Consider the following 10,990-nt stretch of genomic DNA (forward strand, 5'->3'; position numbering starts at 1 on the left):
CAGGGGAGCGGCTGTCTCAGCTGGCCAGGGCGCTCTTGCTCCATTTGAGGTCGGATTTCGCACCTCCGGTGTGACCGGTGCCGAAAACCAGGTCCATGCCGAGCAGCTTCGCCTGCCCCTGTGCGATCACCAGGCCTAGGCCCATACCGCCTCCGCCCCCGCTGGAGAAGCGCGCGGGGCCAAGCGTGAGGATGTCGGTGGGATAGCCGGGACCGTTGTCTTCGACGCGCACGGCCCTGTCTGTTGCGGTGACCGTAATCGGGTCGCTGCCGTGCTTGATGGAGTTGATGACCAGGTTGGAGACAATGCGCTCAAAGCGTCGCTGGTCGGTGTTGATGGTGATGTCGGCCAGTGCGAAGTCGGCGTTGATCACGTGCGCGCCGACGGCACCGGATGACCGCAGATTGCTGATGAGCGCATGCAGTGTGGATGCAACGTGCATGGGCTGAATGTCGACGTGTGCGGCCCCGCCCTCTAGCCGGGACACTTCAAGCAGGTCTTCGACAAGATCCTGCAGTCTGCGGGCGCGCTCCTTGACCAGTTCGGCTGGTCGCGAGTCTTCTTCCAGCAGGCTGGCGGCGGTGATCAGCCCGGTCAGAGGTGTGCGCAGTTCGTGTGCCAGGTCGGCTGTGAAGCGCTGTTCGGTATCGATGCGCTCTGACAGCTGTGCGACGGCGGAGTCAACCGCATCGGCGAAGTCGGCGACTTCGTCGTGTCCGGTGGTGATGACATCGCCGATCTTCACCGAGGTGTCGCCTGCGGCTATCTGCCGGGCGACTTCGGCCCCGCGGGTCAGTCGTCCCGAAAGACTCCCGATTGTCAGCGCGCCGATTCCGCCGATCAGCACCGCACCGAAGACTGAGGCGAGGACAATGCTCTTGTTGAAGCGTTCGCGCATCTGTTCGTATTCGGCTGCTGAGTGGTAGACCGACAGCACTTTCTTTTCATCGCCGACGGTGATCGGCATGGCTGCCCACATGACCGGTTCGCCGGTTTCGGGCAGGTGCCCACGCACTGTGACGGTCCGTCCCTGCCGGGCAGATTCGCGCGCCTGTTCGGGAAGGCGGGGGCTGTCGATGCTGCTGTCCATCAGAAGCCGACCTGACTCGGTGTAGATACTGTGAGCCTGTTCGAGTTTCCATTCGGCTTGCCCGCGCAGCAGGGTGTCTTCGGCGCTGCCGGCGGTGTAGCGCACGATCGCGCCGAGCATGAGCGCTGTGAGCACTACGCCGATGACAAGAACAAGAACGAATTTCAGCCGCAGGGACACGGCTCAGCCTGCGAAGCGGTAGCCGTAGCCGCGGACGGTTTCGATCATGCGGGCGCCGATCTTCTTGCGCAGCCGCTGAATGTGCACGTCAACAACGCGTGTATCGCCGGCCCACTCCCAGCCCCACACTGTCATTGCGATCTTTTCGCGTGAGTACACGTGCTTGGGGTCTTCTGTCAGCAGCAGAAGAATGCGCAGTTCGGTGGGGGTGAGGTGGACTTCTGCTCCGTCGACGGTGACCGTCAGCCTGCTGTTGTCGAGTTCGAGAGAGCCCAACTTGGTCGTTGAGCGCGTTTCGGGGCTGCCGGCGGAACCTCCCGGAGTGCCTCGTGACGGATTCGGAAGTCCCGGTGTGGGACCGAGGACTTCCGGAATTGCGCCGGTGCCGAGGATGGGCGCAGTGTCGTTGCGGCTGGCCTCCCACCGTGAGCTTTCGGCAGCGGTCTTCTGCCTGCCCCCGGTGGGGGCGGATGAATCAACGGCATCCTGTCCGACGCGAGTCGAACCGAATCCCATCGCCCCTGTGCCTGCAGTGACGAAACGGCGGACAATTGTGCGGATGCGCGCATTGAGCACCTGCATGTCAAAGGGCTTCGTCAGGTAGTCGTCCGCACCGGCTTCGAGAGCTTGAACGACGTCGATTGGATCGGACCGTGCGGAGATCACAATGATCGGCACGGCTGATTTTTCGCGGATCGCGCGCGTGATGGACGCCCCGTTCATAGTGGGCAGCATGAGGTCGAGGAGCACGGCATCGGCGCCGTGTTCGGCCACGTATTCGTAGCCGTCGCGGCCGTCTGCGAAAGTCGTGACCGTATAGCCGAAGCGCTCCAGGGCCAACTGCGTGGTTTCGCGGATCACTTCGTCGTCTTCGACCAAGACAATGTGCATGCCCACCCCTTTCCGATGGGTATTGTACTGAGTTCTAGCGGACAGACCATCCGCGGATGATCCCGTCGATCGGCTGGGCCTCTTTGCTGACTGGGCGGGGGTCCAACCGGCCGTGTGCAGAAAAACGAGGTGCCGGTCGCGGCTGGCTGACACCGTCGACTTCTGTGTACGTGCCCCGGGCTTTCAGCTGGGGGTCTTCGAGTGCCTGTTCCATGGACCACACGGGTGCAACACAGGCGTCGGTGGGGTCGAAGACTTCCGTCCAGTGCGCCAGCGGGTGCTTGGCAATCGCTTCGGCAATGAGCTGGTGGACTTCGGCGAACTTCCGCGGATCGAAACGGGCCTTCTGCGTCCATTCGGGAAGGTCCAGGTGGGTGCGCAGCTCTTCGAAGAACTGCGGTTCCAGCGGTGCCACGGCAAGATATTGGCCGTCGGAGGTGCGGTAGTAGGAGTACGACGGCTGTGATCCGTCGAGGAAGTTCCGCCCGCGGGCGTCCTGCCACATGCCAGTGTCTTTCAGAGCCCACAGCATGGCGGCAAGACTTGCCGTGCCGTCGACAATTGCGGCGTCGATCACCTGGCCGCGGCCGGTTGAGCTGCGCTCGAACAGGGCCGCGAGGATGCCGGTGACTAAGAACATGGACCCACCGCCGAAGTCGCCCACAAGGTTCAGCGGGGGGATTGGTGCACTGTCAGCGCTGCCGATGAGCGAGGCCATGCCGGTGCGTGCAATGTAGCCCATGTCGTGCCCCGCCCGGTCTGCCAGCGGGCCGTCCTGCCCCCAGCCGGTTATGCGGCCGTAGATCAGGCCGGGATTGCGTTCGAGGACCACGTCCGGCCCTATGCCAAGGCGCTCCATGACTCCGGGACGGAAGCCTTCGATGAGCACATCAGCACGGTCAAGGAGTTCGAGCACGCTTTCGACGGTCGAGGGATCTTTCAGATCGGCTTCGACGATCCGGCGGCCGCGTGCTGTCAGGTCTGACTTTGCGGCGCGCCCCGGCCGGTCGATCCGCACAACGTCTGCACCGAGGTCGGCGAGGACCATAGCTGCGTGCGGGCCGGGCCCCAGCCCGGTGAATTCGACGATTTTCAGCCCTGCCAGCGGTCCTGCCGCCTCTGCGGTCTGAGCAGCGCTGCCGCTGCCCGGGCTGTTGCCCGTTGTGCTGTGCTCTGTCATGGTGTCCCTTCCGCGACTGCTTTGTCATCTGGGTCACATATTAAACAGAGGCGCTGACACTGCCGAACAGTGCTTGCCATTCGGACGCGCGTACACTGGACGGCATGGCAAAAGACAAGTCGGTTTCGCAGCGCTCGGGTTCGACCAAGGCTGTGTCCTATAAGGACACGTACACCTTCGGCATCATCACGGCCCTCATCGTGTTCGTGCTGACGATGATCTTCACCCGCGGCTGGCAGTCGTTTGAGCGCTTTGGACTGGTGCTGCTCTACACCGTGATCACGGCGATCGTGGTCACCGGGCTGGCCGCGCTCATGAACTACATCGTGTCGAAGGACAAGACTGAGCACGACCCCGATTCGCCCGTCATGGACTGAATCTCACTCGACACTGACTTTTCGGCGGGGGCTGACTCCCCGCCAGAGGTGTTTGCGGCCTATGTGAAGCGCAGCAGGCGCAGGCTGTTGAGAACAACAAATACCGAACTGAATGCCATTGCGGCACCGGCAATCATCGGGTCCAATTGGCCGGAAGCGGCAATCGGCACGGCCAGCACGTTGTAGATGAACGCCCAGAACAGGTTCTGTTTGATGGTGCGCACCGTCTGGTGTGACAGGCGGATGGCCTGCGGAATCTGCTTGGGGTCGGAGCGCATCAGCGTAATATCCGAGGCCGCAATCGCAACATCGGTTCCCGTGCCCATGGCAACCCCCAGATCCGCTCCGGCCAAAGCCGCAGCGTCATTGACCCCATCGCCGACCATTGCAACTCTGCGTCCGGCATCCTGCAGAGCGCGCACGTGCGCGTATTTGTCTTCGGGCTTCACACCTGCGTGAAGTTCGTCAATGCCGATCGAATCGGCAACAGCCTGCGCGGACACCGGGTTGTCTCCTGTCAGCAGGACTGTGTGCAGTCCCAGCCGGTGCAGCTCATCGACCGTGGTCTTCGCGGCGTCTTTGATCGTGTCGGCAACCCATGCGCGGCCGCGGAACACTCCGTCGACGGCGACTGCCACCTCGGCTGCTGCCGGGTGGTTATCGGCCGCTGGCACCTGGACCCCGCGGGAGGTCAACAATGACGAGGTGCCCAGCAGCACCTCGTGCCCGTTCACCTGGGCCTTGACGCCCCCGCCGGGGATGTTGTCGAAGTCGGTGACCACCGGCTGTTCAGCGGAGCCCGAGCCTTTGGTGCGCGGCGCCTCGGCATCCAGTCGGGCAGCTTCTTCGACAATGGCGCGGGAAATGGGGTGCTCACTTGGTGCTTCGGCGGCTGCGGCAATGAGCAGATCAGCTGAAGAAAGATCGTGGGAGACCACACGCATGCGGCCTTCGGTGAGGGTGCCGGTTTTGTCGAGCACAACCGTGTCGAGGGTGCGCGCAGACTCCATAGCCTGCGGGCCGGACACGAGTATGCCCAGCTGCGAACCCCTGCCGGAAGAAGCCGCCAGCGCAGTCGGCGTGGCCAGGCCCAAAGCGCACGGGCAGGCGATGACAAGCACCGTGACCGCAGCGTGCAGGCCGTCGGTCCAGGCGCTGAACACCAAGCCCCACACCAGCAGCGTGGCCAGGGCGATCACGAGAATTGCGGGGACGAAAACAGCGGAGATCGCATCGGCAATCCGCTGCGCTGCGGGCCTGCCGGTCTGCGCGCGGGCCACCAGGCGCGACATTTCAGCCAGTGTCGTGTCGGCCCCAACGCGGTCGGCGCGGACTGTCAGTGTGCCCGATGTGTTCATCGTCGCACCGGTGACCTTCGAACCGGTGCTGACGTCGACGGGGACGGGTTCGCCGGTGAGCATAGATTCGTCAACTGCCGATGATCCGGTGAGCACAGTTCCGTCCGCGGCAATGGATTCGCCTGGGCGGACTTGGAAAACATCGCCCACGTTCAGGTCTTCAGCGGCAATCAGGCGGGATGTCTGCTGGCCATTGGAACCGGTTTCCAGCAGCAGTGCCTCTTTTGCGCCCAGATTGATGAGTTCGCGCAGGGCCTTCGTCGCGTTTGACTTTGCGCGGTTCTCCAACAGCCGTCCTGCCAGGAGAAACACTGTGACGGCAACTGCGGCTTCGAACCATACGTGACTTCCGGGCGGCAGCGCCCAATGCCCGGCTGCCGCAAGCGTCACCGTCGTCCACAGGGAGTACAGGGTTGCGGTGGTCACGCCCACAGAGATGAGCGTGTCCATGGTCGAAGCACCACCGCGTGCCGCCTTGAAGGCCGCCGAGTGGAAAGGCCACGCACCCCACGTGACAACCGGGAGCGAAAGGGCGGCGATCAGCAGGTGCCAGCCGGGAAAATGCCACGACATGACCATCGAAATCACAATGACGGGCACCCCGAGGATCGCGCTGACAATCAGGCGCTTGCGGTAGCCCTGAGGGTCGGGGTTGGGATCGCGGCCGTCGGTGTCGGTGGTTTGGCTATGTGTGGCCTCCGTTTCCCCGGGCGTTGGCTCCGTGTTGCCTGTCTGGTCAGCTGAGTTTTTGGGCTTGGCGGCGTTTGCGGCCTCAGCTTCTGGGGCTGTTGCCCTGCGCGGGTGCAACAGTGATGCACCGTAGCCGGTCTTTTCGACAACGGAGATCAGTTCGTCGTCGGTGACGTCGGAGCTGACCTCGACGTGTGCCGAATTCAGCGGCAGGTTGACCACCGCCTCGACCCCTTCAAGCCGGTTGAGTTTCTTCTGCACGCGCGACGAGCAGGACGCGCACGTCATCCCCGTGATCGCAAGGTCGACTTCGCGGATCATTTGGCGATGGTGTAGCCGGCTTCATCAATAGCTTCGTTGATGTGAGCCTCGGCCAGGGGGAAGGTGGATTCGATGGTCACGGGAGAGACCCCGCCTTCGACGAGTTCGACGTCAACGGACTGCACCCCGTCGATTGCGCCGAGCTCATCCTTCACCGCGTTGACACAGTGGTTGCAGGTGAGGCCGGAAACGTTGATTGTCGTCGTAGTCATGAGCCCTCCTAAAGTTCGGCGATGCCATGTGAGCCATTGCTGAGGCAATAAGCCCAGGAGCCCACTGCGCTGGCGTGTGCCGCTGCACGTGTAGGCCTACAAGATCAACGAAAACAGCCGCCAGAACATTCCTGAATAAATGCTGAGGGGGGGGGAATCGGAGGGTTGCTAGTTTACAAGTTCTGACGTGTAGGGAAGTGGGAAAGGCTGCCGCATGGGGAAGCACACGGCGATACAGGCTACGCCGACTAAAGAAAGACTTCTGTCACTTGATGTCCTCCGAGGAGTGGCGTTGTGTGGCATCGCATTTGTCAACGTGATTGAGCTGTGGGGCGTGAACCCGCTCGACCCGCGAGATTCGATCGCCTGGACATGGTTGAACATGCTTTTCCACGAGCGGTTCTTCCCGATCTTCTCGCTGCTTTTCGGCATTGGCTTTGCGATGATCGTTCGCTCTGCGCAAAGGAGAGGGCTGCCGGAGTGGAAGGTTCTTCTGCGCCGATTGGTCCCGCTGTTTGTCCTCGGGCTTCTGCACGGCGTACTTCACGACGGAGAAGCCCTGGCGCCCTACGCAGTCATCGGTTTGTTCGTCCTGTGGCCGCTGACGTTTGTGAAGCATGAAAAGCGGGGGATTATCGCCCTTGTTCTCGGTGTCCTCTTGGCCGCCGTAGGTGCCTGGTTTGGCGGTCTGATGCTCGTTCCGGGAATGTTCCTTCTTGGTTTTGCCGCTACCGAATGGTCGGTGCCGCAGAGTCTTGATGCAAATGCGAAGAAGCCCGTCGTGGCGCTCCTGATTCTATTGCCGATCGGTGTTGTTGCCGGCTACATCCAATACCTGGACCGCGCCAAGGCGGGGTACTCTTCGACGTCATCGGTCGTGGGAGTGATCCATGCTGCCCTGTGGATTGCTTTGGTGCTGGTGATCATGCACACTCCGCTGCGCCGTGTAGTGGCGGCAGTCTTCGCTCCTTTGGGGCGTATGGCGCTGACGAACTACATTGGCGCGACCCTCGTCATGGTTGCAGCCAAGCCGTTCCTTGCTCCCCCAGAAGATCAGCTCAATTCTCCTGACAGTGTCTTCTACCAGGCGTGGGCGCTCGTGATTGTGATGCTGTTGCTCCAGTCCGTGATCAGCACGCTGTGGTTGAAGAAATTCAAGCAGGGTCCGTTGGAAAAGGGGTGGCGTTGGCTCACTTGGGGTTCCGCCGGGAAAACTCCTTCTCCGTCTCAGCCTCAGCCGCCGGCAGCACCTACCGCAGATGGGCGCTCGGCTTAGTAAGGGCCTCAGCACAGTTGACGTAAGTTTTGCCGGCTAGGGGAAGATTGCGGCAGGATCGCAGTTTTTGCCGCAATCTTCCCCCCTATTCAGCAGAGATACAGTCCCGCAGCTAGAAATTTCGCGGGGAAAAATACATGAGGCACGGACCCTGTTCACCCGGGGACTTTCCATGAGTCTCGTCGGAGCGTTGTCTGCAGGCGGTATTTTAGGTAGAGTTGCCGCATCAAGACCGGTTCCGCTGCTCTTCGTAGCAGTCCAGGGCCGGTCCTCATTTTTCTTCGGACCTCCGAGGGGCTTACGTGGCGCAGCCGTCGAAAAACTTTAGGTCTCATGGTCAGCAGATCGAACTTCTGCGCTTACGCGGTATGCACATTGAAGATGAGGCGATGGCCCGCCGGGCACTCGAGCGCGTGAACTACTACCGGCTCTCGGGATACTGGTTTCCGTACCGTCAAAGGTCGTCGAATGGCGGCCAACGACTCGACGAGTTCATCGCTGGCACTTCCTTTGAGGAAGTGCTTGCCCTATACGAATTTGATGAGCGGCTGCGGGTTGGCGTTTCGACACCCATCGAACTGGCATTTCGTTCGGCCTTGGGGCACGAGCTTGGACGCATCGACCCCCTGATCCATTTGAAGCCCAACCTGCTGGGCCCTGTTGCCAGAGATCCTGGTCGCTCAGCTGGACCATCTCGGACCTACAAAAAGTGGAAGCGCCGGTTTGACAAGGAACTGTCCCTTTCGCGTGAAGACTTCGTTGTTCATCACAAGGAGAAATACTCGGGGCAACTGCCCATTTGGGCGGCTGTGGAGGTCATCGACTGGGCGGATTCAAGGGGTCGTTGCAACACCTCTGATCAGCAGAGTGGCTCCTGCGGAACACTGGTAGGTTTTCTTCAGTACCGTCACAAGCATCCGAGGGAGGTCGTTCTCTGTGGACTATGACGTTGGAAACTGGCTCTTTCACCTTGGGATGCTGCTTATCGCTGTTCTCACTTGGACCTACTACATCCGCTGCGTGCGGATGAATCCCAGGTCCGAGGAGTGGTATGACGAAGACTGCGACCATTCACAACCTGTCGGTTGGGCTCCCCCGAACCGCGATCTCGCGCTCTACTTGTTTCCGTACTCCACGATGCTCGGGGGCGCTGTCTCAGTCGGGTGGTTGATCAGCCACCTGAACCTTCCCAGGTTCATTGAAATGATCTATCTGGGCCCGCTGACGGCTGCTGTCGTCATCGGATGCATCGGCACTTTAGCAACATTCGGCATTCCGCTGCCGTGGCCCTTTGTGCCCCGCTGGGTCGTCGAAATCCGCAAGACCAAGCGTGCTCGGGCTCGTCAGCGCCGAGAAGCGAAGAGGGCAAACAAGAACAAGTAGGCGCGGCTGGCTGAAACCCCGCTGCAGCCAGCTCCCAGTGAGCCCGCTGCCCTACAGGATTGCCCTCCCTACCTCATCAGCCAAGCGAACGAGGCTTTCCGGCAGTTCCAAGTACCCCGACCCGTCGCTGTTCTCCACAACGAACGGCCGCACCTCGAGCACGTCGCGATCGCCCGCAAGCACCTCGCGAACACCTGCGTGCCCGTGCAGTTCCACAAAAGTGCACAGCTGCGGGGGCATCAGCTGGAGTTCACCAGCAGCGCTCTTCCGCACAGCCTCTGCCGGAGTGATCCACCCGTCGACAGTGGATTCGGCCGACACCCCAAGAACCTCCTGCCCCATAGGACACGCGGCCAGGAAGAACCATGTGTGGAAGCGGCGCGGTTCAACCTCGGGTGTGACCCACACACTCCACGGCGTAAGCCAATCGGTGCGCAGCACTAGCCCGTGCTTGCGCAGAAGATCCGCAAAGGACATCTCTCGCGCATCAACAGCGTCCCGGTCGGCCCGCCACTCATCCGTGTTGAGCGCTGTCAGTTCGCCGCCGTCACTCGCTGTGGCAAGCAGATACCCGGACTCTTCAAAAGTCTCTCGCGCCGCCGCAACCAGCAGCCCCCGCGCCTCATCCGCGGTGACACCCAGCACCTGCGCCCATTCCTCGGGCGTCGGCCCGTGCCAGGCTTCAATATCCGCACTGTCAGCCGCATCGACCTTCCCACCGGGAAACACGGGCCTGCCTCCGAACACCATCGACGACTGGCGCTTCTGCAGGTACACCTCCGGGCCGCGCTCACCATCGCGCAGCAGAATAACGGTGGCCGACGGTCGGGGAGTGTCAGGCTCAGCACCGGCCATACGCTCTTTGATCTTCGCCAGCGACTCTGCTGAGAAGTGAATTCTGGGATCCATGCCCTCACTGTATGGCCCCACCACCAGGCGCGCCACCAGCAGGCCCGCACCCGCCCGACAGAGAAGACCGACCCAGGCGGCACCTCGTGGTTTTCTGCCATACATCACGAGGTGCCTGCCCGGTCCGCCTATAGACTCCAGCTGAGGGCCACTCACCCGGGCCCGGCAGCGGGTGCGGCACGCGGATACAAGGAGCAGATTCATGGGACAGCGGGCAGAAGCAGCGGCACTGCGAGTGGCTCGTCTGTCCCCGCGGCTGTCTGACTATGCGGAGCTGCGCTCCAGCTGGCTGCGCGACATCATGGCAGGCATCACGGTGGGGATTGTTGCGATTCCTTTGGCGCTCGCCTTCGCCATTGCCAGTGGGGCACCGGCGGAAATGGGTCTCATCACCGGGGTTGTGGCAGGTTTTGTTGCGGCGGTCTTCGGCGGTTCCCACGTGCAGGTGTCAGGTCCCACCGGCGCCATGGTCGTCATCCTGCTGCCGATTGCCACGGAATTCGGCTATCAGGCACTGCCGATAGTCGCCATTATGGGCGGGATCCTGGTGATCGCTGCAGCGGTGCTCAAACTGGGGCGCGTGGTCGCATTCATCCCGTGGCCCGTCATTGAGGGCTTCACCCTGGGGATCGCCATCATCATCTTCATGCAGCAGGTGCCCGCCGCTCTGGGTTCGAAACCGGGCGATTCGACCAACGCCATCATTGCGGCCGCCCAATCCTTTGCCCACATCAACATCACCCAAATGCTGTGGTCACTGGCCATGGTCGCTGTCGTGGCCGTCATCATGGTCGGCTCGACCCGCCTGCACGAACGGCTGCCCGGTTCGATCCTGGCAATCATCGCTGTCGCGGTCATTGCTCAGCTGGCCGATGCGCCGCTGGCCGTGATCGGGGAACTGCCCACATCGCTTCCCGCACCGAGTGCCCCAGAAGCCGATCCAGCGCTGCTGCAAGCACTCATCGGCCCCGCGGTCGCCGTTGCAGCCCTGACCGCCATTGAATCGCTGCTGTCGGCTCGCGTGGCCTCTGGCATGACGTCGGCGGGCGCCTATGACGGCGACCGCGAACTGTTGGGACAGGGCCTAGCTGTAGTTCCTCGGGAGGTTGTGAACGGGATTTGA

11 protein-coding genes are annotated in these 10,990 nt (G+C 62.0%); 5 read left to right on the forward strand and 6 right to left on the reverse strand.

The window, feature by feature from the left end; genetic code table 11:
* Window positions 1–16 precede the first annotated feature (16 nt).
* The 3 genes from HMPREF3162_RS01515 to HMPREF3162_RS01525 are packed head-to-tail and all read right to left on the reverse strand — an operon-like array spanning window position 17 to window position 3,341.
* A complete protein-coding gene (locus HMPREF3162_RS01515; protein WP_070776719.1) occupies window positions 17–1,270 on the reverse strand; it encodes a sensor histidine kinase in 1,254 nt (417 codons plus the stop codon).
* A gap of 3 nt (window positions 1,271–1,273) precedes the next feature.
* Window positions 1,274–2,161 (reverse strand): response regulator transcription factor, encoded by an 888-nt coding sequence (locus HMPREF3162_RS01520; protein WP_070575887.1) that lies wholly within the window; start codon window positions 2,159–2,161, stop codon window positions 1,274–1,276.
* 34 nt (window positions 2,162–2,195) lie between these two features.
* Entirely contained in the window at window positions 2,196–3,341 is a 1,146-nt protein-coding gene (locus tag HMPREF3162_RS01525) for a CaiB/BaiF CoA transferase family protein (protein WP_070776721.1), read from the reverse strand.
* A gap of 104 nt (window positions 3,342–3,445) precedes the next feature.
* Between HMPREF3162_RS01525 and HMPREF3162_RS01530 the strand changes: the two genes are divergently transcribed.
* Complete coding sequence (locus HMPREF3162_RS01530; RefSeq protein ID WP_070575873.1) at window positions 3,446–3,718, forward strand: hypothetical protein; 273 nt, start codon at window positions 3,446–3,448, stop codon at window positions 3,716–3,718.
* A 59-nt stretch (window positions 3,719–3,777) separates the two neighbouring features.
* Here the strand turns inward: HMPREF3162_RS01530 and HMPREF3162_RS01535 are convergent, their stop codons facing one another.
* Window positions 3,778–6,087 carry a heavy metal translocating P-type ATPase gene (locus HMPREF3162_RS01535; RefSeq protein WP_070776722.1) on the reverse strand — a complete coding sequence of 770 codons (2,310 nt, stop codon included), beginning with the start codon at window positions 6,085–6,087 and terminating at the stop codon, window positions 3,778–3,780.
* The gene (locus HMPREF3162_RS01540) at window positions 6,084–6,299 is read right to left on the reverse strand and encodes a heavy-metal-associated domain-containing protein (RefSeq protein WP_070575867.1); all 216 of its coding nucleotides are present in this window, start codon (window positions 6,297–6,299) and stop codon (window positions 6,084–6,086) included. Before HMPREF3162_RS01540 ends, HMPREF3162_RS01535 begins: the two co-directional genes overlap by 4 nt.
* A gap of 214 nt (window positions 6,300–6,513) precedes the next feature.
* Here HMPREF3162_RS01540 and HMPREF3162_RS01545 point away from each other — a divergent pair, with 214 nt between their 5' ends.
* From HMPREF3162_RS01545 to HMPREF3162_RS01555, 3 genes are all read left to right on the forward strand, one after another.
* Window positions 6,514–7,575, forward strand: coding sequence for a DUF418 domain-containing protein (locus HMPREF3162_RS01545; protein WP_083318864.1), 1,062 nt, complete (start codon window positions 6,514–6,516; stop codon window positions 7,573–7,575).
* A 302-nt stretch (window positions 7,576–7,877) separates the two neighbouring features.
* A complete protein-coding gene (locus HMPREF3162_RS01550) occupies window positions 7,878–8,522 on the forward strand; it encodes an Abi family protein (protein ID WP_141759518.1) in 645 nt (214 codons plus the stop codon).
* On the forward strand, window positions 8,512–8,958 hold the full coding sequence (locus HMPREF3162_RS01555) for a hypothetical protein (RefSeq protein WP_070776728.1): 447 nt from the start codon (window positions 8,512–8,514) through the stop codon (window positions 8,956–8,958). Before HMPREF3162_RS01550 ends, HMPREF3162_RS01555 begins: the two co-directional genes overlap by 11 nt.
* Before the next feature lie 51 nt (window positions 8,959–9,009).
* On the opposite strand, the gene HMPREF3162_RS01560 is transcribed toward HMPREF3162_RS01555, so the two are convergent.
* Window positions 9,010–9,867: an NUDIX hydrolase gene (locus HMPREF3162_RS01560; protein WP_070575849.1), complete on the reverse strand. Its 858-nt coding sequence runs from the start codon at window positions 9,865–9,867 to the stop codon at window positions 9,010–9,012.
* A 202-nt stretch (window positions 9,868–10,069) separates the two neighbouring features.
* Here HMPREF3162_RS01560 and HMPREF3162_RS01565 point away from each other — a divergent pair, with 202 nt between their 5' ends.
* Window positions 10,070–10,990, forward strand: coding sequence for a SulP family inorganic anion transporter (locus HMPREF3162_RS01565; protein ID WP_256282548.1), 921 nt, complete (start codon window positions 10,070–10,072; stop codon window positions 10,988–10,990).

The sequence above is a fragment of the Brevibacterium sp. HMSC07C04 genome (assembly GCF_001815905.1).
GTDB lineage: Bacteria > Actinomycetota > Actinomycetes > Actinomycetales > Brevibacteriaceae > Brevibacterium.

Bases quoted from the DNA above. Each gene is read 5' to 3' on its own strand.
- HMPREF3162_RS01545 (WP_083318864.1), top strand. From the start codon at position 6,514: ATGGGGAAGCACACGGCGATACAGGCTACGCCGACTAAAGAAAGACTT.
- HMPREF3162_RS01530 (WP_070575873.1), top strand. From the start codon at position 3,446: ATGGCAAAAGACAAGTCGGTTTCGCAGCGCTCGGGTTCGACCAAGGCT.
- HMPREF3162_RS01520 (WP_070575887.1), bottom strand. From the start codon at position 2,161: ATGCACATTGTCTTGGTCGAAGACGACGAAGTGATCCGCGAAACCACG.
- HMPREF3162_RS01535 (WP_070776722.1), bottom strand. From the start codon at position 6,087: ATGATCCGCGAAGTCGACCTTGCGATCACGGGGATGACGTGCGCGTCC.
- HMPREF3162_RS01565 (WP_256282548.1), top strand. From the start codon at position 10,070: ATGGGACAGCGGGCAGAAGCAGCGGCACTGCGAGTGGCTCGTCTGTCC.
- HMPREF3162_RS01560 (WP_070575849.1), bottom strand. From the start codon at position 9,867: ATGGATCCCAGAATTCACTTCTCAGCAGAGTCGCTGGCGAAGATCAAA.
- HMPREF3162_RS01525 (WP_070776721.1), bottom strand. From the start codon at position 3,341: ATGACAGAGCACAGCACAACGGGCAACAGCCCGGGCAGCGGCAGCGCT.
- HMPREF3162_RS01540 (WP_070575867.1), bottom strand. From the start codon at position 6,299: ATGACTACGACGACAATCAACGTTTCCGGCCTCACCTGCAACCACTGT.